Consider the following 21,517-nt stretch of genomic DNA (forward strand, 5'->3'; position numbering starts at 1 on the left):
TTACCTATATCGCTGTCGTTCGATCTCGTTTCGTTCCCATTCGTCCAAAAGTTCGGGTATCACCGGTTCATCATCTGTCTGCCAGGCGATCACGAACCTCGGATGCTGGGTATCGTTGCTGTGTTCTACATAAGTCTGGATGAGCTTCCATCCTGAAACGAGGAAGGCGTTCAGTTCCCGGATAGTCCCGACCTCGCCGGCGAGTCTTGTGTCTTCGATACTCATTCCCATTTCCCCGTTTTCTGGAGTCTCTTGATTTTACGCTTTGCCATTTCTCGTTTCAAGACGGTCATGCGATCGAGAAAGACAATGCCGTCACAATGGTCAGTTTCGTGCAGAATGCAGCGCGCCGCGAGGTCGTCGACATCGAGTTCGAAGCGTTCGCCTCTGGCATCCTGTGCCCGAACGATAACCCGCATTTCGCGCCTGATCGTTTGATACAACCCCGGAAACGAAAGGCAGCCTTCATCGCCGATCTGCTCGCCCTCGACATGGACGACCTCAGGATTAAACAGCGCATGTTTCTGCGACGGGCCATTTTCCGACGGAGTGTCCATCACAAAAAGACGCCTCGAGATCCCGACCTGCGGTGCTGCAAGCCCAACGCCGCCGGCATCGTACATCGTCGCGAACATATCGCTGACAAGCTTTTCGAGCTCCGGCCCAAACTCTTCGTCGGAAAACGGCTTGCCGACAGTTAATAAGATCGGATCGGGGTAATGGACAACCTTGAGCATATTTCGCCGAAAACCTCATTTTATCACGAGACCTGACCCGGCTGCTAAAGAACCTTTATCGGATCTTCAGGAACATAAATATCAGTATTCCTTTCGCTCACCCGGAGAAAGTATTAAAATTAGCAAAGCTGCAAAATGCTAAATCCGACCGTCATCGCAATCCCATTTTTCGCACTAATGATCGGTGTCGAGGCCTGGTATGCGCACCGAAAGCGAAAGGACGTCTACGAGACGAAAGACGCTCTGAACAATATCTTCATCGGTTTTGTCAGTGTCGGGTTCGGACTGCTTTTCGGAGTGTTTATCGGGTCAATATACCTTTTTGCTTATGAACTGTCTCCATTCAAGTTTCCGGCCGATGCATGGTGGTCTTGGGCAATTTTGTTTTTTATAGATGATTTCGCTTATTACTGGTTTCATCGCATCAGCCATGAATCGCGGCTGTTTTGGAATTTCCACGTCGTCCACCATTCAAGCGAATTCTATAATCTGAGCGTTGCCGTTCGCCAGAGCTGGTTCAGCGGTCTTCTGCATTGGGTCTTTTACGCCCCGATAATGCTCCTCGGTTTCGCTCCCTGGATGTTCGCCGTCATGCACGGCTTCAACCTCATCTACCAGTTTTGGATTCACACCCGCTTGATCGATCGGCTCGGGCCGCTCGAATACGTCCTCAACACGCCGTCTCATCATCGCGTTCATCACGGTGTCAATAATCCGTATCTGGACAGGAATTACGCCGGCGTATTGATAATCTGGGACCGTATGTTCGGGACGTTCGTTGAAGAGACCGAAGAACCGCGCTACGGCATTATCAAGCCAATTCGCAGTTACAATCCGCTTTGGGTGAATCTGCACGGATGGTTCGAGATGATCGAGGCGATGAGGTCCAAAAAGACATTGCCTGGGAAGCTGAAGTGCATTTTTGCTTCGCCGAACATGGACTTCGATGACCGCCCGAAAGTCAATGCAGCCGCTTAATTTACGTCATCGCTTGCCCGAAACTCGTACGACCGAATATACTTCGTACTTATGGATCAACGAAAGATTCGGGTTCTGGTCGCCAAACCGGGCCTCGACGGACATGATCGCGGAGCTAAGGTGATCGCTCGTGCACTTCGTGATGCCGGAATGGAAGTCATCTATACCGGTTTGCGTCAAACACCTGAGATGATCGCCACCGCGGCCCTTCAGGAAGACGTCGACGCCGTTGGAATCTCGATCCTCAGCGGCGCTCATAAGACGCTTTGTCCGAGGATAGTTGACCTGATGCGGGCAAACGGGATGGACGACACCCTGATCCTCGTCGGCGGTATTGTGCCGGCTGAGGACATTGCGGATCTAAAGGCGAATGGCGTCTCCGAGGTGTTTTTGCCCGGCACATCGACCGAGGACATAGTGTCGTTTATCCGAAACCACGTGCACATTGAGGCGTAAGGCGAATTTTGCTTGATGCCGTTTTCAATTTTTGAGTCGAACAAGGGGAGAGTTTTTATAATGAAAAAGTTCACAACTATATTCTTTGCATTTGCGTTGTTGCTCTCGGCAACATTCATCAGCGGCTCGATCTCGTCCGTTACCGGCGGGGGCGATTCGTTTTCAGCCCAGGCTCAAACCTCGGTCAAGCGCAAACGGAAGGTCGGATTTACTCGTCGGGTCTATCGCGGCGGCAAATGGGTCGGCACACAGGTATGGACCGGCACAAAATGGGTTTCAAAGAAAACCTGGCAGGGCATGAAATGGACGGGCAAGACGACTTACAAAACAGGCCGAAAGGTCGTCAGCCGCACGAAAAAGGTGGTCTACTAGGCCTCAGCTTAGGGATATAATTTCAGAAAAGGCACCTTACGGGGTGCCTTTTTGTTTGCATCGATACGGCTCTCCTTTGACCGACCGTCGTTTTTGATCTCTAATACTAAGCAATGAAAGAGACCGTAAGAGTTGCGTCGGGACAGGGTTTTTGGGGCGATCTGTTGACCGCACCGGTCGATCAGGTGCGAAACGGCCCGATCGATTATCTGATGCTCGATTACCTTGCCGAAGTAACGATGAGCATCGTTCAGAAACAGCGGCAGCGTGACCCGAATGCCGGCTATGCACGCGACTTCATTTCGCTGATGCACGAGATACTTCCCGATTGCGTCGAAAAGGACATCAAGGTCCTCTCGAATGCCGGCGGCGTGAATGTTCACGGCTGCGCCGACGCGATAAAGGCGACCGCGAAGGACCTCGGCCTCGGCGGAAGGGTGAAGATCGGCGTAATAACGGGCGACGACATTCTGCCGCGTCTCAGCGAGTTCATCGACAACGGCGTTGAGATCAACAATATGGAGACCGGCGAACCGCTGGCCGACATACTCGACCGGGTTCAGGCGGCGAACGTCTATCTCGGGGCGGGCGGATTGGTCGAGGCCCTTGGCCGAGGTGCACAGATCGTCGTCGGTGGGCGGCTCACCGATACCGGACTGACGCTTGCGCCGTTGATGCACGAATTCGGTTGGACGTTCGACGATTGGGATCGTATCTCTGCCGGCACCATCGCGGGCCACATCATCGAATGCGGAGCACAGGCCAGCGGCGGCAACTGTCAGTACGATTGGAAAAATATCCCCGATCTCGCGAACGTCGGTTTTCCGATCGTCGAGGCCTCGCCGGACGGCACTTTTGTCGTCACCAAACACGACGGTACCGGCGGCCGCGTCAATGTCCAGTCGGTCAAAGAACAGCTGCTCTATGAAATGGGCGATCCGAAGGCCTATATTACGCCCGACGTCGTCGCCGATTTTTCGTCGATACAATTAGAGGACGCCGGCCCGGACCGCGTTCGTGTATTCGGCATCAAAGGTTCGCCGAAGACCGATCTCTATAAGGTCTCGATCGCTTATTCCGCAGGATGGAAATCGGTCGGCACGCTTGTTTACGCGTGGCCCGAAGCATATGAAAAAGCCCGGGCCGCCGACAAGATTCTTCGCGAAAGGCTCGAACGCCTTGGCCTGCGATTCGACGTGATCCTGACCGAATACGTCGGCGTCAACGCCACTCACGGCCATCTCGCAGGCGAGCCTTCGCCCGATATTCCTGAAGTTCAGTTGCGTATTGGGGTTCGTGGCCAAAACAAAGCCGACGTCGAACGCTTTACCAAAGAGATCGCCCCGCTCATCCTCACCGGCCCGCCCGCCGTCACAGGCTTCGCCGGCGGCCGCCCCAAAGTCGAAGAGATCATGGCCTACTTCCCCGCCTTGATACCGAAAACGCTCATCACCCCAAAAGTCGAGATCATCGAGGCGTAAGATCAAGCAAATGTTGATTCGTGGTAATGGCAAAGAGACATATTTACTTCTTCACGGTCTTCGTGTGAAACGGTCGATCAAGCTTGGCGATGGACTAACCGTAATGCCTGCAAAAGCCTCGATTCTGCAAGCGTATATTATTGATGCGGCGAGTCGTGGACTTGAGCATACCGTAGCCAAGATTTTCCTACCGATTGTCCATAGTCAACTTCATGTGGTAGCGGCCGATCCAAAGTCGGTCGCCGTAAAGGCGTGGAATGCTATATGGGATGGGATGCTCCTAGGAGCATTGTTTGATTGTGGAGTTGAATGCAATCTGCAATCCAGCGCTCCAGTAGAAGAACTCAAAAAGGGTGATTCACTCCTGGTCACAAACTATAATTTGCGCGGGTTTTCACTGAACATACCAAAGATCTTGACGGACAAGGAAACGGAGTGGGTTGAGACGCATTACAGCTTTGCGAGGAATCTTCTCGATGATTGGCGATTTCAGAACGCTGTTCTGGCACTTTCCTCCTACCGATGGCACACTCATCCGCGTCCCCGACTCGCAATTCTTTGGTCGGGGATCGAGGGATTGTTCGAAGTAGACAGTGAAATTGTATTTAGACTGAGCCTATACATATCGCGGTTTTTAGAGCCTCAAAGTAAGAAGCGCCGAATGGAAGTTTTTGATCACTGTAAAAAGCTTTATGGACATAGGTCGAAAGCGGTTCATGGAGCGAAGCATAAAGGCGATACAACGCAAATGGTTGAAGACTCCGCTAAGCTACTACTCCGAATCATTCGGAAATGCGTTACGAGTCGTTCTGTTCCCGATTCCAAAAGTCTCATCCACTAATCTCTGTCCTCAACAAACGATAGTCCCATCACAACTCCGTTGGGTGACTCCTCAGCGACGTTGGATGCCCGCACAGGAACATTGCACAGCCCAACAAGAACGTCGCACGCTCGTACAGGAACGTTGTAAGGCTGTACAAGAGCGTTGTGCGGGTCTGCGGGAATGTATTTTCTCTTTACAGAAAGCCATTTTGGTCTTACAGTGTTCTCCTCAAGCAGTACAACAATACATTTTGGAGGAACTTGCGATTGGCAGACGCTAAAACACGCCCGTTGTCGCCCCCAAACAGCAAGCGCCGCCGGCGGCCAGAAAGTCTAGACTAAGCAAAGCTTCTCGATATACAATCTTGGTATGAAAAACGAATACACGGCTGTCGTGAAACACGACGGTGATTGGTGGATCGGTTGGATCGAGGAAGTGCCGGGCGTCAATTGTCAGGAAGCCACTCGTGAAGAACTGTTGGAAACTCTCCGCGTAACGCTTGCCGAGGCGATCGAATTCAATCGCGAAGATGCTCGCAGGATGGCCGGTGTGGGCTTCGAAGAAGCTTTGATCGCTGCATGAAGCTCCGCGACCTCGAGAAACATCTCAACGACAACGGATGTCAGTTCCTACGCGAAGGTGGTCGCCATTCTTGGTGGATCAATGTCGAGCAAAACCGACGAACAGCAGTACCACGCCATCGCGAGATCAATGACAAACTAGTTCTCAAGATCTGCAAAGATCTCGGCATACCAAAACCATAGTTCGACGACAGATCAAACGAGATCCAAGCCCTCGGCCTCAAGAAAAAGAGCGAATATTAGTCACCCTCGAAGAATAAGACACCTTAAGCGTGTTACGAATTCACTTTGTCGGATTTGTAGTCGATGCGGTTGGAAGGTTCGACAGGGAGGCATTCTAGCTCCGGGTTAGAAATAACGCTGGCGATGAATGTCTCCGAACCGCCGATAAGTGTAAACGTTAGATCCCAATCTGTACAAACGAGCCATTTATTATCGTCAGGCCACCAATACGTTGGTGTTCCGCTAACATCTTCAAGCTTAGGCGTGTCGAAAACACTTTTGAGCGACCCTTTGTATAACAAATCCGATTCGTAGTTTGTTGTAGCAATAAGATCGTATAGGAAAAAGCACTGCTGAGACAGATCGAAATCGGAAGTTGCCAGTGCGATTGATCGCACGATTTCCTTACAAGTTAAATTGTCCAGCATACCTTCGTCCGGCCCGATTAGATAGCGCGGCCAGCTTCGGGTCGGAAAGTTTCGGCTAAACGAATCGACATTCAACTCAGGATGAAACTGCAAACCGTACCTTGCCGCCAATTCCGACCAACGAATACGTTTTAGGTTGTTGGGATCAAACTCGCCACCATAAACCATGGTCGCGTCATGAAGAAGCTTTTCGACGGGATCGTCTAAATCTGCCGATTCTCTTTTACTAATCTCATCCCAAGTGATTGAGTGATCAGCAACCGACAAATCCTCGTAAATGTTGTGAAATACCTTGCAATACGATTCAAAAAGATTTGGAATGCAATGCGTCACGTAGTTGCCACTACGACTCTCGAAGTTATCTGTCGAGTCAATATTCTTGCGAATCCAATCCGCTGCCGAGAGATCATTAATTCGCTCAAGTGCATCCACTGATTTCTACTTCTCCAAAAACTTAGCAATTCCCTTCTGGCAATCTTCTGTCATACGGGCTTCGGCGTTTACTTTGGCACCTTGGTCGATAGCCGAGGCAAAATTCTGTCCATCGATGTCGTAGAGCAGGCGTTTGGTCATTTGGACGGCGGAGGCACTGAGTTTTTCGTACTGTTTGGCGATCGCGATGATCTCGGCGTCGAAGTCTTCGCCTTGGATGACAGCTTCGACGATGCCGCGATCCCGAAGTTCGGCGGCGGTGATCTCGTTCCCTAACGTGAGAGTCGCAAATGCGTCTTTCTCCGTCATGTTCCTACGCAAAATGGCCGCGACCATAGCCGGCACGAATCCGATCTTGACCTCGGGAAATCCAAACCGGGCTTCGTCGTGCGCAAAGATCACATCACACGCCAGCGCCAGCCCGAAACCACCCGCCAAAGCCCTGCCCTTTACCGCAGCAATAACAGGCTGACGAACGCGGCGGATCAGTTTGTACAATTCCCCAAGCGACCGCGCGTCCTCAAGATTCTCTTCATGCGATGCACTGGCGATCTTCTGCAACGCCGAAAGATCAGCACCTGAACAAAAGTCTTTGCCTGCACCGCGAATAACGATCGCCCGCACCGATTCATCGGCGTCCGCCGCGATCAAAGCGTCTTTCAGTTCCGCGATCAACGCATCATTCAACGCATTACGCTTGTCAGGACGGTCGAGCGTGATGATGCGGATAGTATCTTGAGATTCGATAAGGATAGCGGACATAAAAATTGAACCACGAAATAGCACGAAACCACACCAAATTAAGAACAACTCTCTTTGGTGTTCTTTGGTGTAATTTCGTGGTTAAACTGCTTCTGGCACTTCAATATACATCCGCAGCAACGCTGTCGAGAACGTCTTGCCTTGAGCGTCGGTCATCAGACTAAGCGTTCCGCCGCCGCCGAGGCTGCCGTGGAGGAGGAAGTTCAGGGCACCGAGATTTGGCAGTTCGAAACGCTCGACCTCGCCTTTGACCATTGCACCGAAATGCTGTTTGACGGCTTCGGCAGTGACGTGTTCGACGAGTAGCGGATAATACTCGGGTTTGAGGGCGATGATGCCGACGTTCGCCGTGTCGCCTTTGTCGCCTGAACGCGCGTGAGCGATCTCTCTAAGCTGTATTGATCTCATAAATGATTGTGGCTTGATCTCGCGGCGATCAAATATCCAACGCCAAAATACCAAATATATGATTCAATAGAAAGGTCGCGTCTGATCTGTGAAATTGATGTTAAAACTCCGCATTACGATAATCGTTATCTCGCTCGCACTATGCCTTTCGGCGTCAGCGATCGGGCAGGAACCCGCAAAGGTCGAATTCATCATCGCCGAGGCCGCAAAGCGTTCGACCGAATATATCGAGGCGTTCCGAAATCTCCTCGCGGTTGAGACCAAGACCTTTGAGGTGTTCGACAAATCAGGCGCCGTCAGAAAGCGCCGCATCGTTACTTCAAACTTTATCGCCTATCAACTCAGCAAAAGCGACGGCGAGATCGTCGAATACAGACACGTCATCGCGGTCGATGGCCGGCCGCTCGAAAATGCCGAAGCACGCGCTCAGGATTTTTTTGAGAAGATCGTCGACAGCGAATCGTCCGCTAAGGAATTGGAACGAATACGAAAGGAAAGCCTGCGTTTTGACGACGAGATACAGATAAATGGCCTGACGCTTTATCAGGCCGTACCGCTGCAGCCGAGCGTCCGCGATTCGCTGGAGATCGGTCTCGACCGAATCGAGGGGTATGCCGGACGTCGCGTCTATATCATTTCGTATCGCCAGAAAGAGCCCAGCCCTGCGATCCGCGTCAATCAAAACGACAATGTGATGCGGAGCCGGGCCGCACTCGACTACGAACTTGGCATCTCTTCAAAAAAGCCGCTCAACGCGCGTATCCGCGGAACATTTTGGATCGATACCGAAACATTTCAGATCTGGCGCGAGGTCCGCGAGCTGACCGTCAGGCCCGACGAATTCGTCGATGACGTTGTTGCCGAAAGGACCGAGTTCACCTATCGCTCGAGCGAATTCAGCGTTCTTACGCCTTCGAGCATCGTTCATACCTCGTACCGCATCGACCGCAGATCCAGGTCGTCCGTAAAGGATGTGACCGCTACCTTCGAATATTCCAAATTCACCAAGCCCGACGTCGAGGTACGATCAGCCGACGTCAAATGACCGAACCGACTTCGAGAGCGGCCAGGACCGGATCAGCCGCGATCTCATCGACCAGGCCGATCCGCAGTGCTTCGGTCGCCGAAATGGGCGACGCGGTTAAGAACATCTCCAACGCGTTCGCCTCGCCGATAAGCCGCGGCAGCCGCTGTGTTCCGCCCCAGCCTGTGATGATCCCGAGTCGTGCACCCGGATGACAGAACGTCGCCTCGGGTGAGGCGATCCTGCGCTCGCATGCAAGCGCAAGGTCAAGAGCTCCGCCGAAACAAAAACCGTTGATCGCAGCCGTTGTCTCACGCTCGGTCGTTGCGATGCGGTTCATCAACTTTTGACCGCGTAGTGCAAAATCCCGGGCCGTCCCCTTCGTTAATGCCGAAATCTCACGAAGATCGGCGCCCGATGCGAATACATCGCCAACGCCCGTGAAGACCAATCTCTTCACTTCATCACCCAACCTGTCGATAAGCCTCTCGATCGCGTCGAGCACGGCGACCGATAACGGGCTTCGGATCTCGGGACGAGCAAATCTGATGATGACGCTTGTTCCGCAGTTTTCGATCTCGATGAGTTCAGTCACAATTCACTTCAATTCAGCCTGATCGTCCTCTTTGGCCTTGCTTCACCGCATGCGGATCGCATTGGCGCTCGGCTTGGCGGGTCTGCGATCAGAAGAATATCGCCCATGTCGCAAAGTCATCAGAGAAGTTCTCGAACCGGTGATCGACACCCGCGTCTACAAAAAATACATCTCCGGCCGTGCAATTTAGTCGATCATCGCCGATCACGATCTCGCCTGACCCGCGCGCAATAAAGTAAAATTCGTCCTCGTCGTGCGCGGTCTGATGATCGGTTCCGCGAGGAGCAAAAAAGACCAGCCGGACCCCTTTCTTCTCAAAGGGTTCAAGATCCCAAACGCCGTCTTTCCATTTGGCGTTCGCAGGAAGCGGCAATCTCGACAAAAGTTCTTCTATCGTGAATTTCATCATCTGCCTCGTGCTCTAGATCTATCGGCGATCTATCTGAGTATCGAAAGGTATTCCTTCCAGGGCCCGACCTCGCGATCGTAACGTTTCGCCATCGATGCTGCGATCTGTTTGATGTGGTTGAGGTCGTGAACTGCCCACGTCGAGATCAGTTGTCGAAGCGTCGTCGGACCGAGTGCCGGGTGCATCCCGACAAGATCGAACTGCTCTTCGCCAAGCTCCCATGAGCTGAGCAGGCGGAGATTTTCGCTGCGCAGCCGCTCAAATTCGTCCAACAGTTCTTCGAGGGTCTTTCCGCGCGAATGTTCAAATTGCGCTAACCGGTCGAAGGGCTCAAACGTTCTATTTTCGCCCTGTTCAAGGACGATGCGTGCACGCGAGATCCAATCGGTTCTTTCGCCGTGGATCAGGTGCCCTACCACATCGAATGGTCTCCAGTCGTTCTCGTCGCCACTCGATGCCGTCCAGACGTCCGGCAGTCCGCCAAGCCAGGCTTTCAAGGTTCCGGGCGTTACCGCTAAAATAGCGATCGCTTCCTCTATCTCAAATACTGTATTCATAAGCCTCTAGAGGTGATCTGCGGATACGATCCGAGAGCTACTCCCGACATTCCGCGGATCGCCGAAATTGGGTCATTCTCAGCTCATAGATTCTACGATATTTGTACGCCATAGCGCAGAGAACCGCGCCATCCGTCGCGATTGCCCGAAGAACTTCGGGATCGTCCCTATATTGTAAGATGTATGCACGTGCGGTTGCGATGGACGCTGCCGACGATAGATACGACGAGGCTGATCGTCGACCGGATCGGCTGGCGGCCTTAGCGGCGACGAAGGCAGGCGACAAACACCATTGCCGACAGCCTCGAACGGCCATTACCCGCCGCGGTGACCCAACGGAATTGTGCCTACACGTGACTGCCGGCGAATACGCCCGATGGACCCACGATGGGCGTTTACAAACAGGCTCCTCAGTTCGTCACCATTTTCTCGAATGCCTGTAAACACAGGGCCATAACGCGATCGGGCAACAGAAATTCATTGACAAGTTGTCTTATTGATGATACACTGTTTCGGCTTTTGGGCAGGATATTGGCAAGAAAGCAGTTTCAAAATTGGGCAAAACTACTTTTCTCCAAGGCACAGCCCGAACCGATGAAAATAGGCTTCAACACGAACCCGGAAGAACGAACGCACCGATGTGAGGTTCAGACGTGTTCAGGCAGGTCTCTAGTGCCAATATCAGCGATGAGCGGAGGTTTTCGGGCGTGACGATCGCATCGACAAGCCCGCGGGCCGCAGCGTGCTTGGCATCAAGTTCCTTGTCATACGTTTCGCGGACCTTTTGCATTTCAGCTTCGAGTTCGGGCGACGGCGATCCTCCCGCAGCTCTGAGCTTTTCGAGTTGTGTGCCAAAGATCGCCTGAACGGCCGAATCGCCTTCCATCACACCCATCCGGCCCGTCGGCAGCGAGAAGATGAAGTCCGGGTCGAAGCCCTGTCCGGCCATCGCGTAATAACCGGCCCCCGAGGCATGATTAACGGTCAAAACGAGCTTCGGCACCTTTGCGGTCGCCATTGCCTCAACGAATCGTGCACCGGCTCGAATGATGCCGCTATGCTCGGCTTCGGCTCCGACCATGAAACCCGAAACGTCCTGAACAAACAGCAGCGGGGTCGAATGGCGGTCGCAGTTCTCAATGAAATATGCGGTCTTTTCGGCCGATTCGGTATAAACGATACCGCCGAAACGGGGCGGTGCTCCCTGTTTGCCTTTTGACATCCCGCGTGAATTTGCGATGACGCCAACAAGGATGCCGCCGATACGGGCCGTACCGCAGATCATCTCTTTCGCAAAATCAGCCTGGAATTCGTCGAGCGTATTGGCATCCAAAAAGCAGTCGAGCACCTTTCGCATATCGTATGGTGCTTTATGATCTTCGGGCAAAATGCCGTACAGCTCCGCGAATGAGCTCTTGCTTTCGATCGGGCCTGTAACGCTGACGCGGGTCGTCTCCTTCGCGGGCAGTCCTGAGATCAGCTCGCGGATCTTTGATAAACACTCACTCTCGTCTTTCGTGCGGTAATGCGCAACGCCCGAGATCGCATTGTGAGTCATCGCTCCGCCGAGGGTTTCATTGTCGATGGTCTGTCCGGTCGCACCTTTCACGAGGTTCGCTCCGCCGAGGCCCATGAACGATGTTCCTTCGACCATCAGGATCACGTCAGAAAGCGCGGGTAGATACGCACCACCGGCGACGCACATTCCCATCACTGCCGATATCTGCGGGACCTTTAGGTAACGCCGCATTATCGAGTTGTAATAAAAAATGCGTGCCGCCCCGTATTGACCCGGAAAAACGCCGCCCTGATAGGGCAGATTGACCCCGGCCGAATCTACCAAATAGACGATCGGGACGCGATTTCGCATCGCGATCTCTTGAGCACGAAGGATCTTTCTTATCGTTTCCGGATACCATGCGCCGGCCTTGATCGTTGCATCGTTCGCCACGATCACGCATTCTCGGCCGTGGACCTTCCCAACGACCGTTACGACCGCGGCAGCCGGGGCCTGACCGTTGTATTCGTCGTAAGCGACGAGCAGGCCGATCTCTTGCGAGAACGAATCTATGTCGAGCAGAAGGTCGATCCTTTCCCGGGCGGTGAGTTTCCCCTGGCTGTGGATCTTTTCGATCTTGTCAGGGCCGCCTCCGACCTTTAGCTTTTTCTCGAGGCGCTCGAATTCTTCGGTGAGAGAGGCAAGCCGGCCGGTGCTTTTCTTAAGGGGCATTCTTTATCAGCGAATATAGATATTAAAGTTGCTCGAATCGGTAACGTGCGGTGCCGCTACACTCGCGATCCGAATCCGGGCCCGACGCGTCGTACGGCCCGAAACGATGATCGGTTCGCTCCCGTCGTTGGGCGTGCCGGCAACGATCGTTTGCCAGCTAAGGCCCTCATCCCGCGAAACCTGGATGTTGACATTCCCGGCGATGTTATCCGATGTCCATTGAAGGGTGCGGCGGATACCTCTTGGGATCTCCGCCCGAAAACCGTTCAGGTTCGTCATTTGAATGCTCGAACCGCTATAGCGATAGTTTGCCATATTATCGGCGGTCTCGTTAAGCGATCGGGCGTTGTCGCGTGCGTTAAAGATGCCTGTTGCGAATCCGTTGTAATAGACATCGGGGTTCGAGAAATAGGGTCGGCGCGTGCAGCCGCTCGGGCAGGGATTGGTATAGGACATCACGGTTCTGAATACGCCGTTAACATAATGTCCGTAGCTGTAAGGAGCAAAACCGCCTGAACCGTTCTCGGGGTTGTGCTGGCTGCCCATATTATGGCCGAGTTCGTGGGCGAAACTGAGGTTGCCGACAGCACACGATCTCGCCGTTATCGTATATCCAAACTCCGAGCCGCCTGGCGTGCCTGAAAGATAGCCGATGCCGCAAACGTCCGATACTTCCCCGATCATTGCTACCAGGTCTGCGTTGTGAGTATTTCGCAGCGCCTGGACCGTGGCGTTATTACGAAGGGTTGAAAGGTCCGCACTGGAGTTACCGGTTTCTACAAAAACGTATTCCGTCGCATGAACCATCCGCAGACGCTGCCGAACGCCGCTGTTTATGTATGCCGTGTTCGACGCATCGATCGCCTGTTGGGCAAGCGTCTGTGCCTGAGCGTCGCCGCCGACAGCATTCTTGGTTGCGGTCGTGTAAACCACCATGACGTCGATACGATCGCCCGAATCGATCGTTGCCTGCGGAGCGGCCTCTTGTTTCATCTCGTCCGCGGGTACTCGCACCTCACCTCCGCATTCCGGAAACAGAGCCTGATCGAGCTCAACAAGTATTTGCCTTGAGCCTCTCGCAATGATCTCGTAAACCGCTTCGGGTGAATAGATTAAGCCCGACACATAACCCTTTCGAAAGGTCAGAATAACATCACCTGTGAACGATTTCGCTTCGATCGAACCGCGCCATGTGTAATCGTCGATGGCCCGTATCTCAACGTCCGTGCGACGGGCCTCATAGGCCTTTCCGTCGAATAGCAATATTTCGATCCGCTCTCGGCCACTTTCAGCTAAACTCGCAGGCCCAAAAGAAATATCGGCCTCGCGAACCGATGCGAGAGAGGACCTTTCTTTCGCAGGCGCAGCCGTCGAACTGATCTCAAAAAGACGTTGCGGAGCTTGTGCTCCCGCTGCAGTTGCGAGAACAAGCAGAAAAGTAGCTAAGGTGAGTGAATATGAAAGTTTCGACATCTGAAAACTCCCGGTGAATGACAGTAGCGACGCAGCTACGCGCCGCCCAATATTTAAAAAACGGACGATCGGTCCGTTTTCTCAATAATTACACAATTTCTGCTTGAATCGAAAGACTTTTCGATAGAGAAACTCGTGATTATCGATGCATTTAGCCGAAGTGACCCGAGAGTCTAACCAAGAATGAAAGTGGGAACCATCCCGCCGCCGCTTGATACGTTTGCCAATTCGCTCGATGAAAGCCGAGTAAAAGCCGAACCAACGACGCCGTTGAAGAGCAGCGGATCGAGATCGACCAACTGTTCGACCATCCCCCATTTACCGCGCTCATCGAATAACATCGGGAACGATTCTCTGGCCGTCACGACCTTTTCCTGCACAAGGTAATCTCCATTCGCCAGGGCCGTTTCGATCGCACGATCCCATTCAGTGGAATCAAGGCTCCAGCCAATGAATATACCGTGGCCGCCGTAGTCGTCATTGGGCTTAAGGACCAATTTCGCGGAATTTGACCTTGTCCATTCCACAAGGTCGATCTCTTCGCTGCGATTGAACGTCCTTTCCTGCCGAAACTTCCGCGTCCAAGGGACATGCGATCTTATCGCAGCGAGTTCGCGGTCAGTGAATAAATGCGCGTACCTTTCGTTGGTGAGAACAGCAAAAATTGCCTTTTTATGTACGAGCTTTCCGCGAAAACTATTGACCATGCAGATGGCTCCCGCACGATAAGCATCAAGAAGGGCCGGATACTCGTTCATTATCGGCAAATACTCGTTAACAAGCAGACGTTTATACACGATATCGATCGCGACCCCATTGCAGTAAAGGCGGTTGCCGTCCCATTCAAGATCCTGCGGTGCGCATATCAGCGAGGAGTATCCCGAAAACTCGAAAAAGTCCTTGAAAAGCTCGAATTCCTTTTGCGTCGGAAGGTCCCGCAGATCGACGATCGCTATAACTGGAGGCTCTTCCGGCATCTTTCCGAGATATTCGGCGTGACATGATAAAAGAACCGAAAGCAGTTTAGAACTTCCCTCAAGTGGTCGGATCGGGAATCGTTCCGCGAATTTCTGCATCACCGGCAGCGATTCGAAGATCTCGGAGGCGGAGTCGGAATAAGCGATCCCGGCCGGACTTTCACCGTTCAGCTCAACGAAACTGTACGCCTGCTCTGTAAGAAACGAATCCAGCCGGGCGGTTGGGGAAACCTGTTTGTAACCCGGGTCGATCTTTACAAGTTCGCGTTCGATCTCGGTGATGCCAAGTTCATCGAGCAGTTCATCGTCGGCAACGGCTGCGTCTTTCACCTTTTGAAGAGTGCTCCAAATGGTCTCACAGGCATTTTTCGCGATCGACCATTCATCTGCCGTGATAAAGTGCGGCCGAAGATAAGGAGACAGGCGCCGACCACCAAAGATCAAGCGGGCCGATTCGAGACCACGGTCGAGTGCTTCGACCGACTCGCGCGCGAGCACTTCGTCCTCGAGGAGTTTATGGTAATAGTCGACAGCTTCTTTGATCATTTGAGCAATCCCATTATGTGGAACATATCTGACGAATGAGGATCAACGAGCCATGCTGAGTATTTCTTCGAACTCGTCCTTGGTAAGCGAAATTACTGAAAGCTGCGATTGACGAAGCAGGCCGATATTGGCGAGGGCGATATTCGCCTTGATCTGGGCAAGTCCGACCGGCTTTTTAAGAGGCTTTAGCGGCGAAAGTTCCACTGCAACCCATTTTTCATCGGTCGGATCGGGGAATTCCGGCTTTGTCACCTTCGCAATGCCGACAACCTCTTTCCCCACATTTGAATGATAAAAAAGGACCTTGTCGCCTTTTTTCATCGCTCGGAGATTGTTTCGAGCCTGGAAGTTTCTGACTCCTGTCCAGTCGGTCTTGCCGTCCTTAACGAAATCATCCCACGAGTAAGAATCGGGCTCTTGTTTGACCATCCAATAGTTCATATTTCTCTTTCTTACGATTTCTTTTGCGAAGCCGCGGCCTTCTTGTTTAGCCATTTTGCCCAACGTTCAAGGATCGGGCGAAACGGCTTGAATATCTTCGCACGAATACTGTTCTTGTTCTGCAGATCGCTCCAAGATTTGAGATTTTTCTCGGCATACTGACGAATTTGCGGTTCGAGGCTCTGTTTCTTTACTGAATGGCGCAAAGTCAAATAATAATGCTGGCCGACGAGCGAAAAAATGAGCCCTGCAAGATTTGCCTTAAACGACGACTTGGCCATCCAACGCTTCGCAAAACCCTCGGTCGGCTGTAATAACGCACCCATCGACATTTCGAGCCACGCACCTTGGTTCTGCACCTTCGGATGATAAAGTCCGGGCAGGTCGCCCTTCATCGGCACATCCAGATTCTTGAGCCTCGGGTCATTGATGAAATCGACGAGTTTTACACGCTCGAGGCCACGTAAATGCTCAAACGGCAGATGATCCAAGACCTTCTGAATATGCTGTTCGGCGTCGTTCGGAAGATCGATGGTCGCCTGGTTCTCGATCTTTAACCTGGTTGATTTTGCGGTCTTTTGTCCCGCAGTCTGAATTGCCATACTTTGAACAAATTGTAAATGGTTAGGATTGAATAGTAAATTGGAGGCCAACGTTGTTGCTTTTTTGCATCTGCAATTGCGGAAAAGCGACGCATCCGCGAATCTTGTCCTCGATTTCTTCGGTTTTTTCGCGTTTTTGACGCGGCACAGCAATTGTATCCTGCTTATGGATTAGCTCGAGATGAAACAAACAACGCTTGCAAAACCGATCGAGATCTCCGGCGTTGGACTGCACACCGGCGTCGACGTTAACGTCACGCTCCGATCCGCGCCCGCGAATACTGGATACATCTTTGTTCGAACGGATCTCGACAACTTCGAGATCCCGGCATCGGTCGAGTACGTTGGACATTGCAGTTACGCGACCACGCTCGTCCGAAAGGGCGTCGTGCTTTCGACCTGTGAACATCTTTTGTCGGCATTGCGCGGCTCAGGAATAGATAATTGCTTTGTAGAGCTCGATAACATCGAAATACCGATCCTGGACGGCTCTAGCGAAAATTTCATAGATTTGATCAGGAATGCAGGCATCGTTGAGCAGGACGCCCCGCGTCGCTTCCTTAAGGTGCTAGAGAGAGTCGATTACGAGCACAGCGACCGCAAGATGTCTATCGAACCGTCAGACCATTTCGAGATCGAATGCGTGATCGATTTTCAACATCCTTTCATCAACCGTCAGAAATTTACGTTCGTGGCGAATAACGGTTCCTATGGCCGCGAGATCGCGTCGGCGCGAACATTCGGGTTCGCGCACGAGATCGAAATGCTGCGTAAGGCCAATCTAGCCCTCGGCGGTTCGCTCGAAAATGCCATTGTTCTTACCCCAGATGGCATGCTGAACGAAACCCCGCTGCGCTTTGACGATGAATTCGTTCGGCACAAGATACTCGACATTATCGGAGACGTCGCACTTCTTGGCATTCCTGTCCTTGGCAAGATCACTGCCGAAAAAAGCGGTCACGCCGTCCATGCCGCGCTGATGAGCAAACTTTTGAAAACAGATGGCGCCTGGGAGATCATTTGACTTCTTCAGTCGGTCACTTCATCGCTTTTCGACAGCCCGACCAACAAAACGACCGCGAAAAGGATCATCCACCCAAGGCGGATCAGACTTAGAAATTCCCAACGTGCAGCACGAGCCGTTAATCCAGGGTCCATCGTTGATAAATATTCCGACCGTGTCAAAGACATGAGTTCCGGGACAAAATACGTAAAGGTCACGGCAAGAACGATGATGTAGGCAACAATTGTTGCCATAACCGGGCTCCTGCGATCCGTACGCCAATTCAACAAAAGAGCAAGCAAAAGCAGTGAGATCGTGACAGGATGAATCGGGATCCAGAAACGAGCAGGAACGATGGCGTACTCTCCCTGATACATCGCCAACGAAGCTGGGACGGCCGAAGTCCAAACCGGAACTATCGCCGTATGTTCATATACTGCGCCTCCGATCACCACAACATAACTGATCGACGCAAAAACCAAGATCATTGTCCTCAAGAGTTTCATAGCGTGCATTTCGGACCACAATTACCAGTCATTCGTGTGAAACGTCCCTTCTTTATCAACCCGCTTGTAAGAGTGTGCTCCGAAAAAATCGCGTTGAGCCTGAATTAGGCTCGCAGGCAGCCGTTCGCTCGAAAGAGCTTCGAGATAATTGAGCGATGAGGCCGCAGCCATGCAAGGGATACCCAAAGATGAAGTCAAACGAACAAACTCGGACAGTTTCTTGTATTCCCGTTGGATCACCGGCAGCGAACTGGGAGCAAAAAGAAGATTCGAGAGGTTCGGGTCGTCAGCAAAAGCGACGCGAATTTCCTCGAGCATCGAGGCTCGAATGATGCATCCACCCCGCCAGATCTTGGAGATCTCTGCCATGTCGAGGTTATATCCTTTTTCATGCGAAGCGGTACTGAGCAGCGACATGCCTTGAGCAAAGGCCGTTAGAAAGCCGAGGCGAAGGGTTGCTCGCGCAAATTCAACGGCTTCTTTCGGCCTCGCATCTGCGGTTTTAACCGGCTTTGAGATTTTCCACGCCTCGGCTGCTGCCGCACGCTCAGCTTTCAGGGCCGAGATCTGCCGCATCGATACTGCAGAATCTATCGTCGGGATCGGCACCCCGAGGTCCATCGCCGTCTGTGAGGTCCATTTTCCGGTTCCTTTCTGCCCGGCGGTATCAAGGATCATCGAAACCAGCGAATTGCCCGTCTCATCGTCTTTCTTCTTAAGAACCGAGGCGGTGATCTCGATGAGAAAGGAACTCAGGTCGCCTTCGCTCCACTCTGCGAAGATTCCGGCTATCTCATCATCGGTCATCGCGTTGCCGCGAATGAACAGATCGTAAACCTCAGCAATTAGCTGCATCATTGCGTATTCAATACCGTTGTGGACCATCTTAACGAAATGCCCGGCCGAACCATTTCCAACATGAGCTGCGCAGGGCTCGCCGTTGACCTTTGCTGATGCCGCCTCGAATATTGCACGCACGCGGTCGTATACCTCAGGCTTGCCGCCGACCATGATGCTAGCCCCATTGCGCGCCCCTTCCTCGCCGCCGGAAACGCCAACGCCCATGAATTCAAAGCCTTTCTCGTTAAGTCGAGTTTCTCGACGTTCGGTATCAGAGAAATGCGAATTCCCTCCGTCTACGACAACGTCGCCTGAATTGAGATGGGGAATTAGGTCTTCGATCACAGAATCAACGATCGGCCCGGCCGGGACGAGCAGCATTAGCTTTCGCGGTGTTTCGAGCGATGCCAGAAACTCCGGCAGATCCGCCGCTGCGTGGATATTTAACGACGATCCCTCGCTGAGCAGCATGTCGCGTTTGGCTGGGTCGATGTCGTAACCGGCACAAGTAACTCCCTGCTCAGCGACATTGAGCAAGAAGTTGCGGCCCATCGTGCCGAGTCCTATCATTCCGAATTCAGGTTTATTCATTGCCTTCAGTGACCTAAGTGCTTGAGGTAAGCTTGCTTCAGAGTCTTTTCAATTTTGCCACGAAGTGCAAGTGCCATAAGCTTTCGCCTTTAAGGCCCTCATAACGTCGTTCGCGCACTCACTGCACAGGTAAAGCTATTAAGAATCCATGCACCCGAAAGATGAAGCATTGAGCGAGAGGGCATACTTATTCTTAAACTTCAGGACATTTATCACACCCCCGCAACCTGTGCAACCGTTGACATCATGAAGCCATCGGGATCGGATCGCTGGCCCGAATTGCATTTTAGCCTGCTGGAAGATCAATTCAAGAAGCTCGGCGATCTCTTTGTCATTCTTAGACACAAGATTAAATAAAAAAGAGCGCTGCCTGCAGAAAAGGACCCGCGCTTGCCCCTTTCGGGAGTCAACTATAAACTTCGTTCAGGAATTATGCTATCACTGAAAGAAGTCATTCGCCCGACGACATTCATTGTTTCGTCAAAGCTCCGAGACCGACTTGGACTCGATATTACGATCGCGACCGAATCCTTCCAGCACACCGGAAGCTTCAAGTTCCGGGCCGCCTACAACCTCGCGGCCAATGTCGAGAACAATGCGTTGTTAACAGCATCTTCGGGTAACTTTGGGCAGGCTCTCGCCTACGCATGCAGGCTAATGGGCAAGAAATGCACCGTCGTGATGCCGCAGACGTCAGCTCAGGTCAAGATAGATGCTGTCCGAGGATTTGGCGCCACGGTCGATCTGATAGACACGACGAAGGTCGCGCGAAAGAAACGGGTTTCTCAACTCGCAGAACAGATACCGGATGCCTATTTGGCTAGCGCTTACGATGACAAATTGGTCATCGAGGGCAATGCCACACTCGGTGATGAACTTTCAGGAAACGGCTTTGATACGATCATCGTGCCTGTCGGCGGAGGCGGACTGATCGCGGGCATCGTACAAGGGCTATGCCGGAACGGCGATTCCGCCACGGTCTTTGGCGCGGAGCCCCTGTTAGGCAACGATGCGGCCAGATCATTTCGCGCCGGGAAGATCATCCCGAACGAATCAGAGCCGGAGACGATCGCTGATGGTGCCCGTACAGTGTCAATCGGTGATCTGAACTGGCCGATAATCCGCGATGGAGTAAAGGGCTTTATTGAAGTTCCTGAAACTGCGATCAGCGAAGCGGTCAGACATTATTTTGAATTAGCAAACTTAAAATCAGAGCCGACTGGAGCTTTGTCGCTAGGGGCGCTGCTCATCGATCCTCAACGATTCGTCGGAAAAAGGGTCTGCGTTATCGTCAGTGGTGGCAACGTAGACACTGAGCTCTACACCAAAATAATTGACCGATCAGCGAACGCCTCTTTTGTCAAATAAACGGCGGTAAACGCCAGAAAATGTCACGTTCATGCCGCCGCACTGCAAGTTGTCAGCAACGACGAGAAAGCCGCCCACAAGGCGCATCGTAGCTCTGCAATCGAACTCGTCCTCACCATCTGAGAAAAGAAGCGATCCGTTTCGCGGTTCGACGCGACCGTCGAGTTCGCCAACATGGACATTGTCACCGACGCCCTTCCAAACCGCGCTTCCGGTCACGTTCAGCCAGCCAGCTAGTTTGTTATTGGTAAAGTTGATGGTGTTTTCGCCATACGTCCACTCGCCAAGCCATGCCGTAAGGCCGACTTTCGCAACAGAGGCCTCGATAGTGAGATCTTCGCTTCGCATCCAGCCAACCGTAGGAGAACCCTTGGCCGGTGTGTACCATACGCACATCGAATTCCCGCGCACACGGTTCGCCACCACCTTGTCGCCCGGGATCAAATAGGTTTTAAGGCGGCAGCCGGCCGATTCCGGACATTTTTGGCTTTCCGAATCGTCAGAATAAAAGTACTTGCGACTTCCCTTGGCCCCTTCGACGGTTGCGATCTTAAAATCATCGGAGTCACGCGTAAAGAACCCCTCGCGACACCAGTTTTCCGGATTACCTGACAATTGTCCGAGGGTCGCCGACGAAAAGCTCACGAGTGCGATCGAAATCAAGACGAACTTCAT

Annotated in this window: 26 protein-coding genes; 10 read left to right on the forward strand and 16 right to left on the reverse strand. The window is 52.5% G+C overall.

Annotated elements, in window-relative coordinates:
• Positions 1-225, reverse strand: coding sequence for a hypothetical protein (locus tag IPM28_04225; protein ID MBK9172199.1), 225 nt, complete (start codon positions 223-225; stop codon positions 1-3).
• Positions 222-737, reverse strand: coding sequence for a peptide deformylase (gene def, locus IPM28_04230; GenBank protein MBK9172200.1), 516 nt, complete (start codon positions 735-737; stop codon positions 222-224). The genes IPM28_04225 and def overlap by 4 nt, the downstream gene beginning before the upstream one ends.
• A 135-nt stretch (positions 738-872) precedes the next feature.
• Here def and IPM28_04235 point away from each other — a divergent pair, with 135 nt between their 5' ends.
• From IPM28_04235 to IPM28_04265, 7 genes are all read left to right on the forward strand, one after another.
• Entirely contained in the window at positions 873-1,715 is an 843-nt protein-coding gene (locus IPM28_04235; protein MBK9172201.1) for a sterol desaturase family protein, read from the forward strand.
• A 51-nt stretch (positions 1,716-1,766) separates the two neighbouring features.
• The gene (locus IPM28_04240) at positions 1,767-2,171 is read left to right on the forward strand and encodes a cobalamin B12-binding domain-containing protein (protein MBK9172202.1); all 405 of its coding nucleotides are present in this window, start codon (positions 1,767-1,769) and stop codon (positions 2,169-2,171) included.
• A 60-nt stretch (positions 2,172-2,231) separates the two neighbouring features.
• Positions 2,232-2,543, forward strand: a complete 312-nt coding sequence (locus IPM28_04245; protein ID MBK9172203.1) for a hypothetical protein — start codon at positions 2,232-2,234, stop codon at positions 2,541-2,543.
• A 113-nt stretch (positions 2,544-2,656) separates the two neighbouring features.
• On the forward strand, positions 2,657-4,024 hold the full coding sequence (locus tag IPM28_04250; GenBank protein ID MBK9172204.1) for a DUF1446 domain-containing protein: 1,368 nt from the start codon (positions 2,657-2,659) through the stop codon (positions 4,022-4,024).
• A gap of 10 nt (positions 4,025-4,034) precedes the next feature.
• Positions 4,035-4,865 (forward strand): hypothetical protein, encoded by an 831-nt coding sequence (locus IPM28_04255; GenBank protein MBK9172205.1) that lies wholly within the window; start codon positions 4,035-4,037, stop codon positions 4,863-4,865.
• Positions 4,866-5,216: 351 nt separating this feature from the next.
• On the forward strand, positions 5,217-5,429 hold the full coding sequence (locus IPM28_04260) for a type II toxin-antitoxin system HicB family antitoxin (GenBank protein ID MBK9172206.1): 213 nt from the start codon (positions 5,217-5,219) through the stop codon (positions 5,427-5,429).
• Complete coding sequence (locus tag IPM28_04265) at positions 5,426-5,611, forward strand: type II toxin-antitoxin system HicA family toxin (protein MBK9172207.1); 186 nt, start codon at positions 5,426-5,428, stop codon at positions 5,609-5,611. The genes IPM28_04260 and IPM28_04265 overlap by 4 nt, the downstream gene beginning before the upstream one ends.
• A 92-nt stretch (positions 5,612-5,703) precedes the next feature.
• On the opposite strand, the gene IPM28_04270 is transcribed toward IPM28_04265, so the two are convergent.
• The 3 genes from IPM28_04270 to IPM28_04280 form a co-directional block, all read right to left on the reverse strand.
• Positions 5,704-6,510, reverse strand: a complete 807-nt coding sequence (locus IPM28_04270) for a hypothetical protein (protein ID MBK9172208.1) — start codon at positions 6,508-6,510, stop codon at positions 5,704-5,706.
• Positions 6,511-6,516: 6 nt separating this feature from the next.
• Complete coding sequence (locus tag IPM28_04275; protein ID MBK9172209.1) at positions 6,517-7,272, reverse strand: enoyl-CoA hydratase/isomerase family protein; 756 nt, start codon at positions 7,270-7,272, stop codon at positions 6,517-6,519.
• 81 nt (positions 7,273-7,353) lie between these two features.
• The gene (locus IPM28_04280) at positions 7,354-7,680 is read right to left on the reverse strand and encodes a hypothetical protein (GenBank protein MBK9172210.1); all 327 of its coding nucleotides are present in this window, start codon (positions 7,678-7,680) and stop codon (positions 7,354-7,356) included.
• Positions 7,681-7,777: 97 nt separating this feature from the next.
• Between IPM28_04280 and IPM28_04285 the strand changes: the two genes are divergently transcribed.
• Positions 7,778-8,725 carry a hypothetical protein gene (locus tag IPM28_04285; protein MBK9172211.1) on the forward strand — a complete coding sequence of 316 codons (948 nt, stop codon included), beginning with the start codon at positions 7,778-7,780 and terminating at the stop codon, positions 8,723-8,725.
• Here the strand turns inward: IPM28_04285 and IPM28_04290 are convergent.
• From IPM28_04290 to IPM28_04325, 8 genes are all read right to left on the reverse strand, one after another.
• Positions 8,718-9,299, reverse strand: coding sequence for an enoyl-CoA hydratase/isomerase family protein (locus IPM28_04290; protein MBK9172212.1), 582 nt, complete (start codon positions 9,297-9,299; stop codon positions 8,718-8,720). The genes IPM28_04285 and IPM28_04290 overlap by 8 nt on opposite strands.
• Before the next feature lie 88 nt (positions 9,300-9,387).
• Entirely contained in the window at positions 9,388-9,708 is a 321-nt protein-coding gene (locus IPM28_04295) for a cupin domain-containing protein (protein MBK9172213.1), read from the reverse strand.
• Between the two features lie 29 nt (positions 9,709-9,737).
• Positions 9,738-10,265, reverse strand: coding sequence for a DinB family protein (locus tag IPM28_04300; protein ID MBK9172214.1), 528 nt, complete (start codon positions 10,263-10,265; stop codon positions 9,738-9,740).
• A gap of 607 nt (positions 10,266-10,872) precedes the next feature.
• A complete protein-coding gene (locus tag IPM28_04305; protein ID MBK9172215.1) occupies positions 10,873-12,495 on the reverse strand; it encodes an acyl-CoA carboxylase subunit beta in 1,623 nt (540 codons plus the stop codon).
• 6 nt (positions 12,496-12,501) lie between these two features.
• Positions 12,502-13,968: a hypothetical protein gene (locus IPM28_04310; GenBank protein MBK9172216.1), complete on the reverse strand. Its 1,467-nt coding sequence runs from the start codon at positions 13,966-13,968 to the stop codon at positions 12,502-12,504.
• Positions 13,969-14,141: 173 nt separating this feature from the next.
• Entirely contained in the window at positions 14,142-15,491 is a 1,350-nt protein-coding gene (locus tag IPM28_04315; GenBank protein MBK9172217.1) for a hypothetical protein, read from the reverse strand.
• Positions 15,492-15,533: 42 nt separating this feature from the next.
• The gene (locus IPM28_04320) at positions 15,534-15,932 is read right to left on the reverse strand and encodes an EVE domain-containing protein (protein ID MBK9172218.1); all 399 of its coding nucleotides are present in this window, start codon (positions 15,930-15,932) and stop codon (positions 15,534-15,536) included.
• 11 nt (positions 15,933-15,943) lie between these two features.
• Complete coding sequence (locus IPM28_04325; GenBank protein ID MBK9172219.1) at positions 15,944-16,534, reverse strand: hypothetical protein; 591 nt, start codon at positions 16,532-16,534, stop codon at positions 15,944-15,946.
• A gap of 181 nt (positions 16,535-16,715) precedes the next feature.
• Here IPM28_04325 and IPM28_04330 point away from each other — a divergent pair, with 181 nt between their 5' ends.
• On the forward strand, positions 16,716-17,558 hold the full coding sequence (locus IPM28_04330) for a UDP-3-O-acyl-N-acetylglucosamine deacetylase (GenBank protein ID MBK9172220.1): 843 nt from the start codon (positions 16,716-16,718) through the stop codon (positions 17,556-17,558).
• Positions 17,559-17,563: 5 nt separating this feature from the next.
• Here the strand turns inward: IPM28_04330 and IPM28_04335 are convergent, their stop codons facing one another.
• Positions 17,564-18,043: a hypothetical protein gene (locus IPM28_04335; GenBank protein ID MBK9172221.1), complete on the reverse strand. Its 480-nt coding sequence runs from the start codon at positions 18,041-18,043 to the stop codon at positions 17,564-17,566.
• 21 nt (positions 18,044-18,064) lie between these two features.
• Positions 18,065-19,474 (reverse strand): NADP-dependent phosphogluconate dehydrogenase, encoded by a 1,410-nt coding sequence (gene gndA, locus IPM28_04340; GenBank protein ID MBK9172222.1) that lies wholly within the window; start codon positions 19,472-19,474, stop codon positions 18,065-18,067.
• 432 nt (positions 19,475-19,906) lie between these two features.
• Here gndA and IPM28_04345 point away from each other — a divergent pair, with 432 nt between their 5' ends.
• Complete coding sequence (locus IPM28_04345; GenBank protein ID MBK9172223.1) at positions 19,907-20,842, forward strand: threonine/serine dehydratase; 936 nt, start codon at positions 19,907-19,909, stop codon at positions 20,840-20,842.
• Here the strand turns inward: IPM28_04345 and IPM28_04350 are convergent.
• A complete protein-coding gene (locus IPM28_04350) occupies positions 20,816-21,517 on the reverse strand; it encodes a hypothetical protein (GenBank protein MBK9172224.1) in 702 nt (233 codons plus the stop codon). The genes IPM28_04345 and IPM28_04350 overlap by 27 nt on opposite strands.

This window comes from Chloracidobacterium sp. (assembly GCA_016716305.1).
Classification (GTDB): Bacteria; Acidobacteriota; Blastocatellia; order Pyrinomonadales; family Pyrinomonadaceae; genus OLB17.

What these genes read in the sequence shown, in the direction of transcription:
- IPM28_04225 (MBK9172199.1), bottom strand. Translation starts at nt 225, where the DNA reads ATGAGTATCGAAGACACAAGACTCGCCGGCGAGGTCGGGACTATCCGG.
- def (MBK9172200.1), bottom strand. Translation starts at nt 737, where the DNA reads ATGCTCAAGGTTGTCCATTACCCCGATCCGATCTTATTAACTGTCGGC.
- IPM28_04235 (MBK9172201.1), top strand. Translation starts at nt 873, where the DNA reads ATGCTAAATCCGACCGTCATCGCAATCCCATTTTTCGCACTAATGATC.
- IPM28_04240 (MBK9172202.1), top strand. Translation starts at nt 1,767, where the DNA reads ATGGATCAACGAAAGATTCGGGTTCTGGTCGCCAAACCGGGCCTCGAC.
- IPM28_04245 (MBK9172203.1), top strand. Translation starts at nt 2,232, where the DNA reads ATGAAAAAGTTCACAACTATATTCTTTGCATTTGCGTTGTTGCTCTCG.
- IPM28_04250 (MBK9172204.1), top strand. Translation starts at nt 2,657, where the DNA reads ATGAAAGAGACCGTAAGAGTTGCGTCGGGACAGGGTTTTTGGGGCGAT.
- IPM28_04255 (MBK9172205.1), top strand. Translation starts at nt 4,035, where the DNA reads ATGTTGATTCGTGGTAATGGCAAAGAGACATATTTACTTCTTCACGGT.
- IPM28_04260 (MBK9172206.1), top strand. Translation starts at nt 5,217, where the DNA reads ATGAAAAACGAATACACGGCTGTCGTGAAACACGACGGTGATTGGTGG.
- IPM28_04265 (MBK9172207.1), top strand. Translation starts at nt 5,426, where the DNA reads ATGAAGCTCCGCGACCTCGAGAAACATCTCAACGACAACGGATGTCAG.
- IPM28_04275 (MBK9172209.1), bottom strand. Translation starts at nt 7,272, where the DNA reads ATGTCCGCTATCCTTATCGAATCTCAAGATACTATCCGCATCATCACG.
- IPM28_04280 (MBK9172210.1), bottom strand. Translation starts at nt 7,680, where the DNA reads ATGAGATCAATACAGCTTAGAGAGATCGCTCACGCGCGTTCAGGCGAC.
- IPM28_04285 (MBK9172211.1), top strand. Translation starts at nt 7,778, where the DNA reads ATGTTAAAACTCCGCATTACGATAATCGTTATCTCGCTCGCACTATGC.
- IPM28_04295 (MBK9172213.1), bottom strand. Translation starts at nt 9,708, where the DNA reads ATGATGAAATTCACGATAGAAGAACTTTTGTCGAGATTGCCGCTTCCT.
- IPM28_04300 (MBK9172214.1), bottom strand. Translation starts at nt 10,265, where the DNA reads ATGAATACAGTATTTGAGATAGAGGAAGCGATCGCTATTTTAGCGGTA.
- IPM28_04305 (MBK9172215.1), bottom strand. Translation starts at nt 12,495, where the DNA reads ATGCCCCTTAAGAAAAGCACCGGCCGGCTTGCCTCTCTCACCGAAGAA.
- IPM28_04310 (MBK9172216.1), bottom strand. Translation starts at nt 13,968, where the DNA reads ATGTCGAAACTTTCATATTCACTCACCTTAGCTACTTTTCTGCTTGTT.
- IPM28_04315 (MBK9172217.1), bottom strand. Translation starts at nt 15,491, where the DNA reads ATGATCAAAGAAGCTGTCGACTATTACCATAAACTCCTCGAGGACGAA.
- IPM28_04320 (MBK9172218.1), bottom strand. Translation starts at nt 15,932, where the DNA reads ATGAACTATTGGATGGTCAAACAAGAGCCCGATTCTTACTCGTGGGAT.
- IPM28_04325 (MBK9172219.1), bottom strand. Translation starts at nt 16,534, where the DNA reads ATGGCAATTCAGACTGCGGGACAAAAGACCGCAAAATCAACCAGGTTA.
- IPM28_04330 (MBK9172220.1), top strand. Translation starts at nt 16,716, where the DNA reads ATGAAACAAACAACGCTTGCAAAACCGATCGAGATCTCCGGCGTTGGA.
- IPM28_04335 (MBK9172221.1), bottom strand. Translation starts at nt 18,043, where the DNA reads ATGAAACTCTTGAGGACAATGATCTTGGTTTTTGCGTCGATCAGTTAT.
- gndA (MBK9172222.1), bottom strand. Translation starts at nt 19,474, where the DNA reads ATGAATAAACCTGAATTCGGAATGATAGGACTCGGCACGATGGGCCGC.
- IPM28_04345 (MBK9172223.1), top strand. Translation starts at nt 19,907, where the DNA reads ATGCTATCACTGAAAGAAGTCATTCGCCCGACGACATTCATTGTTTCG.
- IPM28_04350 (MBK9172224.1), bottom strand. Translation starts at nt 21,517, where the DNA reads ATGAAGTTCGTCTTGATTTCGATCGCACTCGTGAGCTTTTCGTCGGCG.